This window comes from Bacillus sp. 05T21 (assembly GCF_056396785.1).
This window is the reverse complement of the sequence record NZ_JBFTMD010000009.1, coordinates 59,250-77,943: the sequence shown is the minus strand read 5'-3', so window position 1 is coordinate 77,943 and position 18,694 is coordinate 59,250. Positions and strand designations below refer to the sequence as shown.

Sequence of the window (18,694 nt, the reverse complement as noted above, 5' to 3'; positions counted from 1 at the left end):
GAATGCTCATTCAATTTTTCGACATAAGTCGCAATCAATGAGTGAGCCTCTACTAATAAATATATGATACAGTTTGAATTTTCGCAATATATTTATTGATAAAATTTTCTGAAATAAATATATTTCTTTCATTTGGCTATGCTATACATGTGTATTTTCTTCATTAAAATGCACTTTTCCTTTTTATAATCTGACGAAACTGGAGGAATATATATGGCAAAACTTAAGAAGAACCCTTCAAAAGCTGGAATTAGCGCAGCAAGCGTAACTGGAAATGCAGGCCCGCATAATCAAGGTGTTGAAAAAGGGCGTCAAAGTAATAACCAACAATATAAGAAGCATAATATGGGCGAAAAATAACGCTATATTTTTGGGCAGAGAACGTGGCATAATGATTAATGGCTGCTTTTTCTGCCCAATTTATTTGTACATATGGAAAACAAAAGAGGGAACGACGATGAAACGAACAATAATCATGATTGTAATGATTGCCACACTATTTACAGGGATGATTTTCTTCTCTTATGCACAAAGGCAACAAGTTGTAAGAGCAGATCAGCCTAACATTACTGGGCAATACGGGATTACAATCGATGCAGACACAGGTGAAATTTTGTATGGAAAACGGGAAGATGAACGCTCTTATCCGGCTAGTATAGGGAAAATGATGACTACCTTACTCTTACTAGAAAATGTGAAAGAAGATGAAGAAATTACGGTTACAGAGAATGCGATTAAAACGGAAAGTCAAAGTAAGAAGATTAAGCTTCGCGCGGGTGAAAAATTAAAACGTGATGAGGCATTAAAACTTATGCTTATTATTAGTGCAGACCCAATCGCTGAGTCAATTGCAGAACATATCGCAGGATCAAAAAATGAGTTTGTGAAAATGATGAACGCTAGAGCGAAGGAACTTGGGACAAAACATGCGACTTTCAAAAACGCAAGCGGTGCTGATGCACTTGGAAATAAAGTATCACCATATGACATTGCTATTATTACGAAAGAAGCCTTGAAGTATCCGATCGTTTTAGAATATATGAATTCAATACATACAACACTACATACTTCAGAGCGATCTCCAAAAATCGCAAACTATGGACGAGAAGAACTATATGACGATCCATATGCGATTGGAAGTAAAAGCGGTTTATCAGCTCTCGGAAAATACACAGTCGTAACAGTTGATGAAAAAGACGGTAAACGCGTCATTAACGTCGTGTTATCTTCTACTCGTACGCAGCTATATCCTGATACGAAGAAAATGGCACACTACGCATTTCAGCAATTAAAATAACCAAGGAGTATTTTCTCCTTGGTTATTTTTTGATCATACCTTTTAATACGAACGCAACGTTTGCTGGACGTTCTGCTAGACGGCGCATGAAATAGCCATACCAGTCGTTTCCATAAGGCACGTAAACGCGCATTTTGTAACCTTCTTTTACTAGCTCAAGTTGACGCTCTGTACGAATACCAAATAACATTTGGAATTCAAATTGATCCCTTGGAATGTTATGTTCTTCCGCAAGTTTTTTCGTATATTCAATAATCGCTTCGTCATGCGAAGCAATTGCAGTGTAATTTCCATTTAATAAGTGCATTTTAATAATTTTTTTATAATTGTCATCTACATCTTTCTTTTCCGGGAACGCTACTTCTTCAGGTTCTTTATAGGCCCCTTTTACAAGACGTAAATTAGGATTATAAGCGTTTAAATCTTCAATATCTTTTTCTGTACGATATAAATAAGCTTGAATAACAGTACCAATATTATCGTATTCAGATTTTAATTGTTTAAAGATATCAATTGTTTTTCCGCAGCGCGTATAGTCTTCCATATCAATTGTAATAAACACACCATTTTCTTTTGCAGCTTCTAAAATACGGCGCATATTGTTCATTACGATTTCGTCAGAAATATCTAATCCCATAGAAGTCATTTTTAAAGAAAGCTGCGAATTAAGACCTTCTCTTCCAATTGCACGAATCGCTTCAATCGATTCGCTAGCCATTTCATTTGCTTCCGCTTCGTTATCAACGAATTCACCTAAATAATCGATTGTTACACAAAGACCTTGCTTATTTAATGCTTTAATTGCAGCTGTCGCTAATTCAATCGTTTCCCCTGCGACGAAGCGACCTGCACCAAAGCGTAAACCGTACTTTTTAGCCAGTTTTGTTAGCGCTTTATTTTTAGATAAGAAAAGAAACGAATTTCGCATTAATTGTTCCATGTAATTCACCCCTACGACTATAATTTATCTGTTTTTTACCCCTCTTCGAAATTATATCATTGTTTAAAATTATTTGATACAAATAATTATTTAGATAATTTATAAAATACTATCAAAACATTTAAAACTCTATATTCTCGTTTGTAAATATGAAGAAACTATTTTTCGACATTCAGAAAAAACGGGTTTACTAGGGAAAAAATGAGCATGCCGAAAATATTCGACATGCTCACAAAACCATTTATATTTCATGTAAATTATATAAGGATATTAATAACAAAAACTTGAGGTAACATTATCTCAAGCCTTCTTACTTCTCATTTCGCTTCTCATCATTCAGCTTTTTAATATTCGTAATTAACTGTACCATCTCTTCTTTTGCATCTGGATACGTCTCATTCCAATGTTTCACTAAAGCTGGCATCGTCTTAGCCATATAAGAATAAAGTGCCCATTTCTGTACCTGCTCTTTTCGCTCTTCGTTGCTCTCTCCAAGTAATAGTTCCGTGTATTTCTCTAGCAAGCCATCAAACTGCTCATTAAACTTTTCACTCATCTTATTTTCCTCCTATATGAAAAAAGCAGCGAAGATCGCTGCTTTTTCTTATAATTTTGATTGAACAGAGTTTAATTTCTTCTCCATCGTACTTACTTTATCACGGCGATCATCGATACGAATTGTTGTCGCAACGCGCTGTGCACCTTTCGTGTATGGAACTTCATGCATTTGTTGAATGACTTCTAAAATGACAGGAAGATCTCCTTCAATTACTGTATTCATCGGTGTTAATTGATACTTCACGCGATCAGCATTTTTCTCTAGTACCTTTTGTACTTCTGCTACATATTCACTAACACTTGGATTACCTGTTCCTACTGGAATAATCGATACATCAACAATTGCCATAATAATCTTCCTCCTATTACTGCTTCTTATATATCCATTGTCTATTTTACCGAAATTCTCATCATTTTACTAATACGTTACTCTTCTACTTTAAACTGCTCAACCAATCTTTCTAAGTCCTGCATATTCTCTGTCAAACTTTCCATCGTATGAGCTACTTTTTCTAAATGATTCACTTGTGACTCAGTTGCTGCATTTACCTCTTCAGAAACAGCTGCACTCTCTTGACTCGTGCTAGCAATTGTTTGCATAACTTCTGTAATTTCTTCTTGCTCGTGACCTATGTTATTTACCTCTTCTACAATTTTTTCAACTGAGGTACTAATAGTATTTACAACTGACATAATTGTGCGGAATTCTGTCTCCGCCTCTGTCGTAACTTTATTTTGTATATCCGCAATGTCTTTCAATTTACTTACAACTTCTACAACTCGTTTTACTTCTAACTGCACATCGCTAATCATTATTGTAATCTCACCCGTTGCCTCTTTTGATTGTTCAGCTAATTTCCGAACCTCTTCAGCAACAACAGCAAAGCCCTTACCTTGCTCACCTGCACGTGCTGCTTCAATTGAAGCGTTTAAAGCCAGTAAATTCGTTTGATCCGAAAGACCTTTTATAAGTTCTACCACATTTTGAATCGATCCAACCCTTTGCTCTAACTTACCGGACGCTTCTTCCGTATGAACAACGATAGAAGATGATTGTTCTCTTGTACGAACTAAATTACGCATCGTATTTAATCCTTGCTTAGATGCCTCTTCAGCTTTGCCAGCCACTCCTTTTATTTCACCAACGGAGTTATTCATTTGTTCCACTGACTGCGCCATATTCTCGAGCTGTTCTGAAACTTCATCTACACTATTAGCAAGAGTAGACGCGCCTCCGCTCACATCATCCATTGCAGCTGAAACTTCTCTACTAGCTGCTACAGTTTCATTCGTTAAATAATGCAGATTGTGAGTCGATTTCTGTACTGTCGATACACTATTTTTAATTTTACTTACCATTTCATTCATTTGCTCAACCATATCATTAAAGTGGGTCGTAAGCATACCAACCTCATCTTTACTTGTCACCTTCATTTGTAGTGTTAAATCACCTTCCGCTACTTTTTGAACGTGATTTGTTAATAGTTGTAATGGTCTTGCTAATCTTCTTGAGAATAAATATGATGCTACTATTCCAACTAATAAACTAATACACGCCATTATAATAACTGTATTTCTCGTACTACTTAACAATCCATCAATCGTTTGTTTCGGATAAAAGATTCCTATCTTCCATTTCATCGCATCAAATGACTGACTATAAACAACTACATCTTCACCTTTTAATGTAGTGACAGCATATTTTGTTACCTCTTTATTTAAACTCTTCATAAGTGGCTCTTTAGAAACATCTTTCCCTACTTTTTCTGGATAAACAAGAGCCATATTTTTATCATTTATAATAAACATTTCTCCGTCATTATTGTATTGAATATTGTGAAGCAATTTCTGAATTGTTCCGAGCGATACATCCATCGCAACAACGCCTAATACAGATCCATCTTGAGCTGTAATTGCTTTAGAAACCCCTACACTTAACTTTCCTGTCGCAATTTCATAAGAAGGTTGTCCCCAATGAACCCTTTTCACATCAGCCTCTGAATCTTTATACCACGTTCTTGTCGTTGGATCATATCCTTCTGGCACTTGCCCACCTTCAGCAAGATTGGCACTTAATGTTTTTTTATCTTTCGTACCAATATATAAATCTAAAATACCGGGATGATTCTTTTTATACTCTGCAAACTCTTTCGTTAAAAACGCTTCCTCTTCTGGAGTAACCCCATCTTGAATCATATTACGAATCATCTCACTGTTCGCTTAATACCCCATATCTTCATCAGTTCTTTGAACAAATGTCGTAAGTTGCTCTGTCACAAGGTCCATCGTATTTTGAGAATACTGGTCTAAGGAACGCACTTCCTTTTCTTTCTGTAATTGATACATAGCTGTACCTAATATTACGAACATCATAGAAATAAGTACCGAAAATACTACTGCAATTTTTAAACGTAAACTTCTCAACATATTCCCTCAAGCATCCCCTTCTCGGTAAAATTTAATCGTATTAATCACTATATTAAGTATAATAGATAAATCAGAAAGCTCAATCCATATAGTTTAAAAAATTGAAATTTATTCTCATTTCAATCAACTTACTTGTTATCTCAACACTTGTGTAAAAACAAATAGTTCATTATCCTTAACATATAATCTCATTCGTTCGGAGGGAACTATGCTACAAAAATTCGGTTTCTCACAATATGAAAGCCAAGCTTATGAAGTTGTCGTATCAAGCAATGACCCATTAGATGCAACAACTATCGTTAAACATTCAGGTGTTCCAAAAGCAAAAATATACGAAGTGTTAGCACGACTCATTGATAAAGGGATGGTAATGGATTCTGTTTCTGAAAAGAAAAAATTGTATACAGCATTACCACTCAAGCTAGCAATTGAAAAGTTAACGACAGAATTCCAATCTAATATTAAAGAACTTGAAAATAATATTTCTAAAAAATCATTTACAGATGACCGCGTTTGGAGTTTAAAAATGCAGTCTTCTATTAAAGTACAAAGTAGGCAACTTGTAGAAGATGCGAAAGAATCCATACGCATCTCCGCATGGAACGATACCCTTTTAGAATATCTTCCTTTACTAGAACAAAAAGCAAAACAAGGCGTCCAAGTCGAGTCCCTCATAGTTGGAAAAGTGGAAACTGACTTAGAAAACATGCATTTTTTAATCCCAGCTCAAGAACCTAACGCATTAGAGCGTTATTTACTACTCATCGTTGACGATAGTGAAATTTTATTTGCTGGTGTAGAGCAAGAATCATGGCAAGCGATGAAAACAATGTCACAACCTTTCGTGAAGTTCTTTACGGAGTTCTTCTATCATGACGTTGCACTTGCGAAGATTACAGAGAAGCACCATGATCTCTTTATGCAGGATGAGGAAATTAAGGAATTGTTGATGAAGTTGAGGTATTAACAAATCCAAAAATCGATTCTACCATTTGAATAGATAATATAATTTTTCATACAAAAAAAGCTGTACCAAGCGGAGTTTTACATACTCATTTGGTACAGCTCTTTTTTACGCTTTCGCTAATTTAATTTTATGTAGTTGGTTTTTCGGATGGTTTTGATTTGTAAATACAGAACGTTCATTTTACGATTTTTTTTGCTCCTTTATCTCCATCAAAAGCTCAATAATCTTCTCATTTTGCTCTACTTGTTTCTCAGAATTTTGATAGATGAAACGAATCCATCTAAATACAAAAATAATAAGAAATAATGGGACTAAAGAAATTAGAAAACCAATAATTGAAAAATTAGACTCCATATACTATCACCTCGCTATATATTCCCTTCTCCATTTCTCTACTAACCCCTGCATTTTTTTACACAAAAAAAAGAACCTATCAAACGATAGATTCTTCTTTCGTAAGCTGATTCGAACGTCCTCTCGTAATAGAGAAAATCGCACAAAGCAGTGCCAATATAATGAAAACGCCGCCTACCCAAGCGTTATATATAACAGATGATTTCTCAATAACAACTCCGCCCACTGTTGAGCCAAGTGCAATTCCTAAATGAAGTGCAGAGTTATTTAAACCTTGCTGAATACCAGCTGATTCTGGTGCAATTTCAATTAAATAATTTTGCTGTGCTGGTGAAATAGCCCAGCTCAGCATACTCCAAAGCCCCATCATAATAATGAAAAGCGGGAATGAGAATGTCATCATCGGCAACATAAAGATTGCACATACAAATACGATAATGATGGAAATAATACTTTTCTTCGATCCCCATTTATCAGCAAGCCAGCCGCCAAGGCCGCCTCCAAGTACCGCCGCAATTCCGAAAATGAAGTAAAACACACTAATCCAATTTGCTTCAACATGCATGACATCTTTTAAAAAAGGTGTTAAATATGCGTATAGCGTTAAATGACCTGTTAAAAATAAAAATGATGTTAACTGTGCGCTTACAATTTTTTTATCCTTTAACGTAGCAATTTGTTCTCTTATCGATAGTACTGATGTCGGTGGTACTTTCGTTAAAAATAATGAAATACAAGCGATTGCTATAACTGTTAATACCGAAATTAATACAAATGGTGCACGCCATCCATATGCATTTCCGAGCACAAGACCTAGTGGTACTCCAAGTACGAGTGATCCACTAATACCCATGAAAATGATTCCAATTGCACGCGCACGAAAATGCGGCTCTACTACACTAGAAGCAAGTGTTACCGATAGTGCAATAATAAGCGAACCACTCGCTGCACAAATTACTCTCGAGAACATTAACATCTCGTAATTCACACTAAATGCCGAAATGATATTTCCAATTAAGAAAATTGATAATGCCACAACATACAATTTCTTTCTTTCAAACTTGCCTGTTAATGCTAATAAAACCGGCCCTGATAGAGCGAATACTACTGAAAATATTGTAATAAGCTGACCAGCTGCACTAATCGACACACCTAAATCATTAGCAACTAAATCAAGCGTTCCTCCTATAATTAGCTCAACCGTTCCGACTACGAAAGCCGCAATAGCTAAAATATATACACGAAAATTCAAGCCTTTCCCCACACTTTCTCTTTTGGTTACTACCATTATAGTAACTAAAAGAGAAAGTGGACGCAAGTACAAATTTTTTTACAGCAAAAAAGCAGGCGTATAATACGCCTGCCCTTCAATCATTACACTCCAGTTTCTTTCTTCTTATTTAAGTACCAATATACCGGAAGTCCAGTAAATACAATTCCAATTGATAAGAAGCAGCTTACCGGATCGTTAATAATTGCACTTCCAAGTACAAACAACGATCCTAAAATCGCAACGATTGGTACAATCGGGAATAACGGTACACTATATGCACGCTCTTTATTCTTGTTACGTTTTCTTAAAATGAAGACACCTATAAATGTCATTACATAGAAAATATAAATAATGAATACGGAAATCTCGGATAGCTTATTCGGATCACTAATAATCATTAAAATAATTCCTAATATAATTTCAACAGTAATCGCATTCGCTGGTGTTTTAAATCTCGAATTTTCTTTTGCAATAAACTTAGAAAACGGAAGGTGTCCACGCTCTGCCATCGACATTGGAATACGTGGGAATGTTAAAATCTTTCCATTTAAACAACCGAAAATAGAAATGATAATACCGATACTAATAATTTTCCCGCCATATTCTCCAAGTAACATTCCCGCAGCTGTCGCCGTTGCGTTTTCTCCAAGGGCTACAATTTTCGCTGCTGGTAATACATTTAATAACGCTAAGTTAATTAATACGTAAGCAGCTGTTACAATTAAAATCCCAACTGTCATTGCCTTCGGTAATAACTTTGTTGGATTCTTCATTTCTCCGCCAATAGAAGCAAGCAAAATCCAGCCATCATAGGCAAATAAAGTTGCTAAAATTGCCATCCCGATACTTTGATTTTCTGATATCGGTACAACTACGTTGAAGATATCACTATTCCCTTTCCAAAACCCTAGCACAACAATTAATATAATTGGAATCATCTTCCCAACTGTCGTAACCGTTTGGACGATGCCCCCATATTTTGTTCCCAAACTATTTATAACGCCTAGGAACACAACTGTTCCAATTGCGATTGGTAAATTCCAGACTTTATCTAAATAGAAAAAATTGATCATTAAAGAACTAAAATACAAACCTAACGTTCCAATAATAGCTGGTCCATAAACAATTGTTTGCATCCAGCCAGATAAATACCCCCAAAAACTTCCGTAAATCTCCTCTAAATACGTATACAACCCACCATTTTTCGGAATTTGCGCTCCAATTTCGGCTACTGTTAAACCACTTGCTAACGTCAACAGACCACCAATTACCCAAGCAAGAATAGCCATATTAGAACTCCCTGAGTAATCTAATACGCTCCCTGGTTTCATAAACACACCAGACCCAATAATAGTTCCTACTACGATAGAAAGTGCTACTGTTAAACCAATTTTGTTTTTCTCATCATGATGCATGCTGCGTATCCTCCTTCCAATTCTAGTGTGATGCAAAAATGAAATAAAAAAACACTCGTCCCTAAAAAAGGGACGAGTGTTGTATTCGTGGTTCCACCCTTGTTTCAATTAGTAAAGTGACACACTTCACCAATTTCTCAAGTCTAAATAACGGTTTTTGCCGGCATGCAATTACTAGATATCCGTTCACTGCTGCAGTTCAGAGGTGGTAATCGATTTTCCCGTATTAGGAAGCTCACAGCCAAAGGCCTCCCTCTCTGATAATCGTAAAAAACTGATCATATCCTCATCATCACTTCTTGATGTCGAATTTTGTAGTTGTTTCCCATTATATTGAATTGTTAGAAAAAATCAATATATTTTTTATATAACATAAGAAACATTTCTCTTCTTATATTATAACAGAAGTTCCGACACTTCTCTAATTCCCTAAAAATGGTATAATTCATGTAGGAGGTGTACTAATAATGATTGCTATTTTTTGTATCATCGCTACGGTTCTTTCTTTTATATTCGCTATCATGTATCGATATAAGTATCCTGGTTATAGCATTTTAGCGGTAGCTATTATACCAGCTGCTTCCTTCTACGTATTAGGTAAATACCAATATACTGAAGTGTTTATCGGTTTTGCAATCTTCTACTGCATCTTTGGATACATACTAACAATGAAAAGAATTTCAATGAATCATTAAAAGGGACCGATTTCTGCTTACAGAAATCGGTCCTCGCATTTGTCATATGTACCTTTCGGTTACCCACACGAAAGATACTACATAGTTCAATTATTTATCATCTTTTTTCATAAAAAATTTATGATTTGGAAGATCCACATTTAAATCTGCTAATTGTTTCTTTTCCTTTTCTAGAATCGCTTTCGCTTTTTCTTTTGTCGCCTCATCTAGATTCGCGAACATATCACCGTGCTTCCCTTTCTCTGGGAATTTCACACCTAGTTCTTTCAACTTCGCTTTCGCTTGCTCACGAGTTAGTGTTCCAGACTTTTCTTGCTTCAAAATTGCTTCCGCTTTTTCTTTTGTCGCCTCATCTAAATCCGCGAACATGTCACCATGCTTCCCTTTCTCTGGAAGCGTTACGCCTAATTCTTTCAATTTCTCTTTCACTTGCTCATGCGTTAATGCTCCGGACTTTTCTTGCTCAAAAATGGACTTCGCTTTTTCTTTTGTCGCCTCATCTAAATTCGCGAATATATCTTTGTGCTTACCTTTCTCTGGGAATTTCACGCCTAGCTTTGTTAATTCCTCATTTGCTTGTTCGCGAGTTAATTTCCCGGACTTTTCTTGCTCTAGAATCGACTTCGCTTTTTCTTTCGCCTGATCATCTAGTCCTGCAAACATTTCCTTGTGCTTACCCTTCTCTGGGAATTTCACACCTAATCCCTCTAACTGTTTCTTTGTATCGTCCATAATCGTTTTTACTTTTTGTTTTGTAGCCTCATCTAAATTCTTCTTTGCAGTTCCTTTTGTAACTTGCTCAGCTGCTGGAGTATTAGTTGCCGCAAACGCTGGTATACCAGCTCCACCTACAATTCCAAATGATAGAGCACCTGCAATTACTAAATACCCAACTGTTTTCTTCTTCATAGGAAATTTCCTCCTTCATATTTCTAAAGCATGTACACTTTCGTATACAATGCCAATAATAATGTTGGTTTCTTAAAATTTCCTTAACGATTTAAATAAAAAACACCGCTCATCACGAGCGGCGTTTTTCTAAGCTTTTTGTAATTGTAATTCTTCACGTTCCATTACTTTTCTTAATACAATTGTTTGTGTCATTGTAAATAAGTTACCTGTAATCCAATACAGCACCAGTCCTGATGGCGCCGCAAATCCCATAAATAGAATCATTGCAGGCATCATAATTTGCTGTATTTTCAGCATTTGAGCTTGTTCTCCAGGCGTTACATTTGATTGGAACACCTTCATTTGAATAAATGTTGTTAACGCTGCGATAATCGGTAATATATGATATGGATCTGCATGTCCTAGGTTCACCCATAAAAATGAAGATGTACGAATCTCTTCAGTTCGGCTAATCGCATAATACAAAGCAGAGAAAATCGGCATTTGTATAAAGATTGGCCAGCACCCAGCTAACGGATTCCAACCGCCTGATTTCATTAGTTCTGACATTTCTTTTTGATACTGCTTTTGTTTTTCAAGATCTTTACCCACATCACCGTATTTCTGTTTCAGCTTCTGTAATTCAGGTTGCATTTTTTTCATTTTCGCTTGGCTACGATATTGCGAAACAGCTAATGGAATCATTGCTGAACGAATAACGAGCGTCATGATAATGATGGCAATCCCGAAGCTAGCTCCAGGTATATGATGAGCAACAAATTGAATCATAAATGAGATTGGATATACGAAATAATGGTTCCAAATTCCCGTACTATGTGAATCAATTGTACCTGCATTGCTGCAGCCAGATAAAACAAAAACAAGTAATAATGATAAACTAATGAGCCTAGCTCGGTATGATTTTAACATGTTCATTCCTCCAATGTTTCGTAATTAATTAGCGAAACATTGGTGTATACGGACCTACCTCGTCACTCTCTCCACTCGATTCTTGTCTGCGGACAGAACGAATCATTCCATATTTATAAAAAATAGAAAATAGCGGTACATTTCTTGTACCCTCTTCACACGTATCTACTAGTTTAAAAGCTCTCTGTCTACCGCTCGATGCTTGCTGACGCACAAAGCGAGAAACGTTAGCAAGAAAAAAGACTTCTAATACACAAAGCGCTGTCGTTACAAACGATATATATAGAATTGCATCCTGCAATAAAAATTCCATCGCTTCACATCCTTAATAAAGTCATTTTAGCATATTCAGCAAACATTCTCTATTTCCTTTTGTTCTCAAAAGTTTTTTTGTATATTTTCTCAAAAAATTATGCTAGAAAACCAATGTATTCGCTTTCTTTAGTATATTCACACGTATCTTTGAATAGGTTTAATTTGTTAGAAATTTATAAAATTTTTGCATTATAATAAAACTATTGCCAGTTTTTGAAAAAAGCTTTATTCTCTTCTTGTAATCAAAAATGAATATGGAGATGAAACATACTATGGGTCAACTAGGAGACGCCGATTACGTTCCCGACACCGCCTTTTTATCCTTCCCAGCAGCTAAAACATTTCATTTAGAATTCATCATACAGTTAGTTGTTATTTTTATAGCTTCTATTTTGTATGCAATTTCTATGAATATGTTTTTTATCCCGCATAATATGATTAGCGGTGGGTTCGCTGGTGTAGGGATGATTATCGGTTATTTAATGCACTACAATATCGGAGCACTTATCTTTTTACTAAACATTCCGCTTCTTATTTTAAGTCACTTTTACTTAGGAAAGAAGACAACCTTTTTAACGGCATACTTTGTGGCTGTATCATCTTTAGCGATGAACATTATCCCAGTACACCAAGTTTCAGACGATATTTTACTGTCTTCTGTATTCGGTGGTGTCATCTGCGGTGCTGCCTCAGGAATCATATTCCGATTTGCTTCTTCAACAGGTGGTTTTGATGTTGTTGGATTGATTGTAGCGAAACATCGCGATGTTTCAATTGGAGCAATCATCTTTGGATTCAACTTAATCTTACTTGTTGCAGCAGGATTTATTTTCGGATGGGATATTACGCTTTATACGTTAATTAGTCGGTTTGTAGTCAGCAAAGTAATTGATGCCGTGCATACAAAACATATTAAATTAACGATAATGACAATTACAGAAAAAGGTGAGGAAATAAAAAGCTCACTATTACATCACGGCATACGTGGCGTAACAATGGTAGATGCTGTCGGCGGCTATACAAACCATAAGAAAAAAATGATTTACACTGTCGTAACTCGCTACGAGTTGGGCGAAATGAAACGTATTATCCGCCAAGTGGATAATAAAGCATTTATGAACATTACTGAAACAGTTGAAATTGTCGGCCGTTTCAAACGTATATAAAAAAGCGCAAGGAACTACAATTCCTTGCGTTTTTTATTTTTTACACTTATTACAAAATCAGATAATTCTATTATTGTATCACTAAATATGTTATAATAAAACTAGACTTACAAAAAAGAGTATATAGACTTGGAAGTTTCTCTTATTTTTATAAGCAAAAAGAAACGAGCAGTCGGGTATATTTCAGACACCATACACGTAACGGTTTAAAAAAACCGATCATCTTAGTTATTCTTCACTGATCTTTTTATAAAAGATACGTACAACTAAAATTCACTTCAATATACTATACCTACCTTTTTGACTTCCAAATCATCTTATTACATAAGGAGATGAACATATGAATCAATATATACGATACACACTAGCTGTCCTATTTGCGATCGTCGGCGGCGTGATCTGTTTCTGGACAAACACAGAGCTTGGAGAGAATATCATTTTTAATGGAATCGAAACCCTTGTAAGCGCTTCAATTTTAGGCGGATACATTTTCTTCCTCTTCAATCCAGAAGAAAATGCTCAAAAAACAATGTTATTAACAATGATCGGAATCGTTGGTGGATGTATTTCCTACTCAATGACAAACTATACATTACCACTTCAATTAAGCTCAGCTTTCTTCCACGGTCTATGGACTTGGTTTATCGCATTCTGCCTAGCAGATGTATTCAACCTACTACAAGACCACGAAGAAGAAAATGGTCGTCAAATTGAAAGTAACTCTTAAGCTGGAAGATACTCTTCCAGCTTTTTTGTTTCCTGTTCTTTCCTGTTCATACCCCATCACCAAAATAAAAAGAAGTTACCTCCACGGCAACTTCTTTCCCATATACCCCACTTAGTATTCAATTAAATATATCAACGATGTTTAAAATATATCGATCGTTTCTCCACTTATATCAGCGATTTTTTCATTATATCGACGGTTCGACACTCAAAACGCACAACATGCCTATCCCCCAAGTAACTTACTGCCGAACTCAACGATTAAAAAGATAATTAATAGGATCGCGAGTATCTTTAATGCTACATACGCCACTTTAAAAACAGCATAAATGAGCAAGACTATCAAAATAATCGATAAAATTTCCATATGTATCTCCTCCTATCTCTTTTATTCTACCTGTACTTCGTTTTTTATGAAATCGAATAAGATGACATATAAAAAAGAGGATACCTCACCCATCGTAAGATACCCTCGCCTGTAGCTGCTCAAACCATTCTCTCTCTACTTGTAAATATCCCATTCCACTCTTCTCAGCACTCTCCAATTCTTTATCAGCTTTCTTCATATAAATGCGGGAAGCTTCCATATCGTCCTCTAAATATTTAATAATTCCTTGTGTACGGTAATATCCGTTTAAATCCATTTTGGTAATGGCCTTTGCATGTTCCTTTGCTTCTTGCAGAGAAAGGCTATCCGTCTGATACAGAGCTTTATATAAAAGATACCAACTATGAAAACTACCAACGAAAAATTTATTTTCCTTCGTTACAGATAGCTGAACAATTTGTTCTATATACGGTATCGCTCTTTCCATTCCCTTTTGATCAGCTCGGGCATAAAAGACGAGCATAAGTCCGCTCATTATCTCTCTTATACTTTTATCCTCTTTTAATTTTTCCTCACTAAGTTCTACTAATCTCTCATCCCAATCTTTCGGTCTTTTATAACTAAATAACTCACTCGATATTTGAATCGTATATAAATGCTGCTTAGCTTTTTCATCATCTTTAATTAAAATGAGAAATTGCATGCCATCACTCAGAAGCGTTCCTTTTATCGGCACGATTGTAACTGCAAAAATCACAAAGTGGAAAACGGAAAAATATAAAAGATATTGATAATAGCTCACCATGTATATGTAACCTGAAGTAATACCGAATAATAAACTCATAATTGGTCCGCCTAAAGTCATCCACGCCCATTTCTTTGAAAGGTTCGGTGTCTCTATAGAAGACGGTGCTAACATCACCACACCACCAAAGTACGCCCATAATTTATTTTCTCGAATGCGTAATTTCCCCTTTTCTTTTTGAACAGTGATAGGTCCTACTGTCATAAATTTAAAATTCAAACCACCTATCAAACCAAATACTACGTGCCCTAGCTCATGAATGGCTAACACTAATAATACAATTCCAAATACTGCCCATATATTCAACATTACTTCTAATTTCCCAGTTCGAATTACTCCGTATAAAATGGACAGAACTAGCGCCGCCGTCATGGAACCAGCTGGCCTTCTTAAAATATCCACCTTTTTCTCCCCTTAATAAATCATTTTTCTCTGCATTTCGTACATGAATTTTCCGAGATGCAATATCCAAATAAATGAGATTAAGCCAATTAATACAAAATCGATATCACTAGCCGCTGTATATATAACGGCAGCCCACCATACATATGCCAATATTGTATTCGTAAATTCATATGCTTTATATCCAGCCTCATGCACAATGTGCTTTAATCCTTCATCTGCGTTTTTCGTCCACATTTTCATAGATTCCATATATGTTACACCTTGTTCAGGATATAGCTTATTATAACGATTTTTTGTTATGAGCCCGATAACCACTACAATAGTTAAACAGACAATAGAAGCTACTAAATTCCACACTGCAAATGACACATTTGTATCCTGTAACAGTGCACGTCTACATGTAATAACTGCATATACAAACCATGCCTGCGTAACTATATCACCTACACGTAAATATATACTTATAATGCCTAATTTTCTGCCTTGTACGCTCTCTTCTTCATCGCGTGCCTCCGCTAACATACGTGTATTCTTCCAAGTGTAGTACATCATTAAGATTCCAAAAATAGTACATACACCTATAAATGTATTAGATGATAATTTTCTCGGTTCATTCGAGAGTAAATTTAAAGCTATATAAGATGTTAAAAAGCCACCCATCATACTTAATGCTATTTTCCCCACAAAATCAAATTGTTTTTTTCGTTTACTCTTCATCTTCATCGTCCTCTTCCCCCTCCACCAACATAAATATCTCCTCCACCGGCGCTCCAAAAATTTGTGCGATTTTTAGCGATAACACAATAGATGGTGCATAATCTCCGCGCTCAATTAAACTAATGGTTTGCCGTGATGAGCCAATCGCTTTCCCTAAATCCCCTTGTGATAAACGATGCTTTGCTCGAAATTCCCTCACTCGATTTTGAAGCTTCATGTCTTCCCTCTTTTTCATTTATTTAATTAAAATTGTAAATAATATCCTTATCTTTGTCAATTATAATTGTCATTTTGACTTATATACATGTCAAAAATAAATCTATATTCTCCTAAATATATAACTTAGATAATAGATTTTAATAATCACATACGGAAAAAAAATAGGAACGTATTATATACCAGCCACCGGTGACGGTATCGATGGAAAAATAAAAACAAACTGGAAAATACAATAAAAAAGGCAGTGCTTTTGCACTGCCTCCCTAAAATCTGACATAGAATGGATTCCATATTAACTTGCGTTTTGTAAAAATACTCGTTTTAGTTGTTTGCGGAAACGAATGCTTAACGTAATTGCTACAATGACAATCGCTCCGAAAATGATTTTGCCGATATGATCTCCCAGTAATCCGAAAATATCATGTAAGTTACCACCTAACCAGTAGCCGCCAATTAAGAAGAACGATACCCAGAATAAAGCACCTGAATAAATTGTAATTGCAAAGCGGCGAAACGGTAAGTTAATGATACCTGCAAAGTATCCTGTAAAATGACGTACACCAGGAATGAAGAAGCCAATAAAGATAAGGAAATATCCATATTTATCGAACCACATTCTCGTTAAATCAATTTTTCTTTGTGTTAAAAATACGTACTTCCCGTATTTTTGAACAAAAGGCATACCAAGCTTATTACCTAAAAAGTATTGAATCGTCATTCCTACACTTGTCCCAATAAAGGATAGGATAATTAAAATAGGTAAACTTAGATCACCCTTCTGTGCTAAAAACCCCGCATATGCTAATGTTGGCTCTCCCGGAAACGGAAGTGCAATATATTCTAACAGCAAGCCTACAAGTACTACATAATACCCATATTGCTGAAATAATTCATGAACCCATTCCATGTCATCTCCCCTTTCATTCACGTACAACTTGTTACTATTATTGTATAAAAAAATTGTCGAAATAACTATCACAATAGCTTACATTTTTATTACATTTTTGTAAGGCTCATTCTAAAGTTTTTTGTTCTCTATTTACTTATATCTATTAGCATTTAAAAACAAGCTAACAACTATATATCACGCGAAGGAAATCCATTAATATACATTTTTCATCCAGTTTTTAACACTCGAAAACCACCTTATTTTGTTCTCTATAAAAAACCACCACAAACTCATATGAACTTCATATTAGCTTCATATACGTATTGTAAGATTATATCGGAATTTGTTGAAAAATTTAGCTAATATATGACTAAACATTAAACTGAATAAATATAAGTCGCTTTTCGAAATTGAAAAAAGGGTGAATAAGAAATGGAAGCTTATAAAATGCACGATTTTATTAATACGAATGTTGAATCTCATCAAAATGAAACCGTTTTTAATTTACAAATATGTGAAACAAATGAATTTGACGTAAGTTTAACAAAATCTACAACGCTGTCTTTTATCGTTTCAAAAAAGAACATTAAGATCGTCACGAGAAAATGGGTTAATTCAAATCAAGAAAGCATGATTGGCAAAAGCTACATCATTCCAACGAAAGCTTTTCACTATTTCTTACCGATTATTTCTGAAACTGAAGATGAACTAAATATTCGAGTTCAAAGTTTTGGACTACATGGTGAGCTTTTATTAAATGAAAGATTACTTATTGATAAAAACAACAAATGTAATACAAAGATTACTACCTTCTTTGAAACATTAGATGAAAATGTCAATCAAGCATTACGAGGATTACAAATTCATTGTATGTAAGACTACTACAACAAGTAAAAGGAGAATATAATGAAAAAACTATTATTAAGTGCGCTATTATCATTAGGATTTTTAACTCTTCCATTCACTACTGCAGAAGCAGCTACGACGAAAGATCAGCTTATCGTAAACACAAAAATAAATAAAATGGATTATTATCAAGATGGAAAATTCATAAAAAGTTTCACTGTCGCTACTGGAAAAGCAGCAACACCAACACCTAAGGGTACTTTTCAAATCGTAAATAAAATTAAAAACCGTCCTTACTATACAGGAAAAATTAAAGGCGGCGATCCACGTAATCCACTTGGGGACCGCTGGCTCGGATTAAATATGGCAGGAACTTACGGAACAACGTATGCGATTCATGGAACTAACAATAATCAAGCAATCGGGAAAGCAACAACACTTGGTTGTATTCGTATGTTTAACAATGATATTCACTGGTTATTTGAGCGCGTTCAGCAACAAGCTACTGTCACTGTAAATTAGCCTAAGAAC

General features: G+C 35.3%; 22 protein-coding genes, 1 pseudogene and 1 other annotated feature. Of the genes and pseudogenes, 8 read left to right on the top strand and 15 right to left on the bottom strand.

Annotation, left to right across the window (positions count from 1 at the left end; translation table 11 throughout):
• Positions 1 to 213: 213 nt before the first annotated feature.
• Entirely contained in the window at positions 214 to 360 is a 147-nt protein-coding gene (locus AC1DKZ_RS17505) for a YuzL family protein (RefSeq protein WP_080448040.1), read from the top strand.
• Positions 361 to 457: 97 nt separating this feature from the next.
• A complete protein-coding gene (locus tag AC1DKZ_RS17500; RefSeq protein WP_033713142.1) occupies positions 458 to 1,297 on the top strand; it encodes a D-alanyl-D-alanine carboxypeptidase family protein in 840 nt (279 codons plus the stop codon).
• A gap of 22 nt (positions 1,298 to 1,319) precedes the next feature.
• On the opposite strand, the gene AC1DKZ_RS17495 is transcribed toward AC1DKZ_RS17500, so the two are convergent.
• The 4 genes and pseudogenes from AC1DKZ_RS17495 to AC1DKZ_RS17480 form a co-directional block, all read right to left on the bottom strand.
• On the bottom strand, positions 1,320 to 2,237 hold the full coding sequence (locus AC1DKZ_RS17495) for a proline dehydrogenase family protein (protein WP_002015957.1): 918 nt from the start codon (positions 2,235 to 2,237) through the stop codon (positions 1,320 to 1,322).
• Positions 2,238 to 2,547: 310 nt separating this feature from the next.
• Positions 2,548 to 2,793: a YusU family protein gene (locus AC1DKZ_RS17490; RefSeq protein WP_001290599.1), complete on the bottom strand. Its 246-nt coding sequence runs from the start codon at positions 2,791 to 2,793 to the stop codon at positions 2,548 to 2,550.
• Between the two features lie 48 nt (positions 2,794 to 2,841).
• Positions 2,842 to 3,144, bottom strand: coding sequence for an MTH1187 family thiamine-binding protein (locus tag AC1DKZ_RS17485; RefSeq protein WP_002089423.1), 303 nt, complete (start codon positions 3,142 to 3,144; stop codon positions 2,842 to 2,844).
• Between the two features lie 77 nt (positions 3,145 to 3,221).
• Positions 3,222 to 5,222, bottom strand: a pseudogene (locus AC1DKZ_RS17480) (methyl-accepting chemotaxis protein).
• 208 nt (positions 5,223 to 5,430) lie between these two features.
• Between AC1DKZ_RS17480 and AC1DKZ_RS17475 the strand changes: the two are divergent.
• The gene (locus tag AC1DKZ_RS17475) at positions 5,431 to 6,189 is read left to right on the top strand and encodes a TrmB family transcriptional regulator (RefSeq protein ID WP_002143655.1); all 759 of its coding nucleotides are present in this window, start codon (positions 5,431 to 5,433) and stop codon (positions 6,187 to 6,189) included.
• A gap of 180 nt (positions 6,190 to 6,369) precedes the next feature.
• Here AC1DKZ_RS17475 and AC1DKZ_RS17470 read toward each other — a convergent pair whose 3' ends face one another.
• The 3 genes from AC1DKZ_RS17470 to AC1DKZ_RS17460 all read right to left on the bottom strand — a co-directional run bounded on the left by AC1DKZ_RS17470 (position 6,370) and on the right by AC1DKZ_RS17460 (position 9,231).
• Positions 6,370 to 6,543, bottom strand: coding sequence for a hypothetical protein (locus tag AC1DKZ_RS17470; protein WP_002034605.1), 174 nt, complete (start codon positions 6,541 to 6,543; stop codon positions 6,370 to 6,372).
• Between the two features lie 79 nt (positions 6,544 to 6,622).
• Complete coding sequence (locus tag AC1DKZ_RS17465) at positions 6,623 to 7,807, bottom strand: MFS transporter (protein ID WP_476996740.1); 1,185 nt, start codon at positions 7,805 to 7,807, stop codon at positions 6,623 to 6,625.
• A gap of 110 nt (positions 7,808 to 7,917) precedes the next feature.
• A complete protein-coding gene (locus tag AC1DKZ_RS17460; RefSeq protein ID WP_002015963.1) occupies positions 7,918 to 9,231 on the bottom strand; it encodes an APC family permease in 1,314 nt (437 codons plus the stop codon).
• 65 nt (positions 9,232 to 9,296) lie between these two features.
• Positions 9,297 to 9,533 (bottom strand) — a binding site (T-box leader).
• A gap of 165 nt (positions 9,534 to 9,698) precedes the next feature.
• Between AC1DKZ_RS17460 and AC1DKZ_RS17455 the strand changes: the two genes are divergently transcribed.
• The gene (locus AC1DKZ_RS17455; RefSeq protein ID WP_002015964.1) at positions 9,699 to 9,926 is read left to right on the top strand and encodes a hypothetical protein; all 228 of its coding nucleotides are present in this window, start codon (positions 9,699 to 9,701) and stop codon (positions 9,924 to 9,926) included.
• 90 nt (positions 9,927 to 10,016) lie between these two features.
• On the opposite strand, the gene AC1DKZ_RS17450 is transcribed toward AC1DKZ_RS17455, so the two are convergent.
• The 3 genes from AC1DKZ_RS17450 to AC1DKZ_RS17440 all read right to left on the bottom strand — a co-directional run bounded on the left by AC1DKZ_RS17450 (position 10,017) and on the right by AC1DKZ_RS17440 (position 12,060).
• Positions 10,017 to 10,835: a hypothetical protein gene (locus AC1DKZ_RS17450; RefSeq protein ID WP_476996739.1), complete on the bottom strand. Its 819-nt coding sequence runs from the start codon at positions 10,833 to 10,835 to the stop codon at positions 10,017 to 10,019.
• A 129-nt stretch (positions 10,836 to 10,964) separates the two neighbouring features.
• Positions 10,965 to 11,747: a membrane protein insertase YidC gene (locus AC1DKZ_RS17445; protein WP_447619808.1), complete on the bottom strand. Its 783-nt coding sequence runs from the start codon at positions 11,745 to 11,747 to the stop codon at positions 10,965 to 10,967.
• Between the two features lie 28 nt (positions 11,748 to 11,775).
• Entirely contained in the window at positions 11,776 to 12,060 is a 285-nt protein-coding gene (locus AC1DKZ_RS17440; RefSeq protein WP_002015967.1) for a hypothetical protein, read from the bottom strand.
• A 274-nt stretch (positions 12,061 to 12,334) separates the two neighbouring features.
• On the opposite strand from AC1DKZ_RS17440, the gene AC1DKZ_RS17435 reads away from it, so the two are divergent.
• Positions 12,335 to 13,228, top strand: a complete 894-nt coding sequence (locus AC1DKZ_RS17435) for a YitT family protein (RefSeq protein ID WP_000530031.1) — start codon at positions 12,335 to 12,337, stop codon at positions 13,226 to 13,228.
• 340 nt (positions 13,229 to 13,568) lie between these two features.
• Entirely contained in the window at positions 13,569 to 13,955 is a 387-nt protein-coding gene (locus AC1DKZ_RS17430; protein WP_002192344.1) for a DUF3938 domain-containing protein, read from the top strand.
• 225 nt (positions 13,956 to 14,180) lie between these two features.
• On the opposite strand, the gene AC1DKZ_RS17425 is transcribed toward AC1DKZ_RS17430, so the two are convergent.
• The 5 genes from AC1DKZ_RS17425 to AC1DKZ_RS17405 form a co-directional block, all read right to left on the bottom strand.
• On the bottom strand, positions 14,181 to 14,321 hold the full coding sequence (locus tag AC1DKZ_RS17425; protein WP_000404757.1) for a DUF3985 family protein: 141 nt from the start codon (positions 14,319 to 14,321) through the stop codon (positions 14,181 to 14,183).
• An 85-nt stretch (positions 14,322 to 14,406) separates the two neighbouring features.
• Positions 14,407 to 15,459 carry a site-2 protease family protein gene (locus tag AC1DKZ_RS17420; protein ID WP_002129811.1) on the bottom strand — a complete coding sequence of 351 codons (1,053 nt, stop codon included), beginning with the start codon at positions 15,457 to 15,459 and terminating at the stop codon, positions 14,407 to 14,409.
• A 42-nt stretch (positions 15,460 to 15,501) separates the two neighbouring features.
• Positions 15,502 to 16,209 carry a DUF3169 family protein gene (locus tag AC1DKZ_RS17415; protein WP_033713416.1) on the bottom strand — a complete coding sequence of 236 codons (708 nt, stop codon included), beginning with the start codon at positions 16,207 to 16,209 and terminating at the stop codon, positions 15,502 to 15,504.
• Positions 16,199 to 16,444: a helix-turn-helix transcriptional regulator gene (locus AC1DKZ_RS17410; RefSeq protein WP_002067963.1), complete on the bottom strand. Its 246-nt coding sequence runs from the start codon at positions 16,442 to 16,444 to the stop codon at positions 16,199 to 16,201. The genes AC1DKZ_RS17415 and AC1DKZ_RS17410 overlap by 11 nt, the downstream gene beginning before the upstream one ends.
• 276 nt (positions 16,445 to 16,720) lie before the next feature.
• Entirely contained in the window at positions 16,721 to 17,335 is a 615-nt protein-coding gene (locus tag AC1DKZ_RS17405; RefSeq protein ID WP_002143668.1) for a DedA family protein, read from the bottom strand.
• A 414-nt stretch (positions 17,336 to 17,749) separates the two neighbouring features.
• Here AC1DKZ_RS17405 and AC1DKZ_RS17400 point away from each other — a divergent pair, with 414 nt between their 5' ends.
• The gene (locus tag AC1DKZ_RS17400) at positions 17,750 to 18,193 is read left to right on the top strand and encodes a DUF3978 family protein (protein WP_002034632.1); all 444 of its coding nucleotides are present in this window, start codon (positions 17,750 to 17,752) and stop codon (positions 18,191 to 18,193) included.
• Between the two features lie 30 nt (positions 18,194 to 18,223).
• Positions 18,224 to 18,685 (top strand): L,D-transpeptidase, encoded by a 462-nt coding sequence (locus AC1DKZ_RS17395; protein ID WP_002015973.1) that lies wholly within the window; start codon positions 18,224 to 18,226, stop codon positions 18,683 to 18,685.
• Positions 18,686 to 18,694 lie beyond the last annotated feature (9 nt).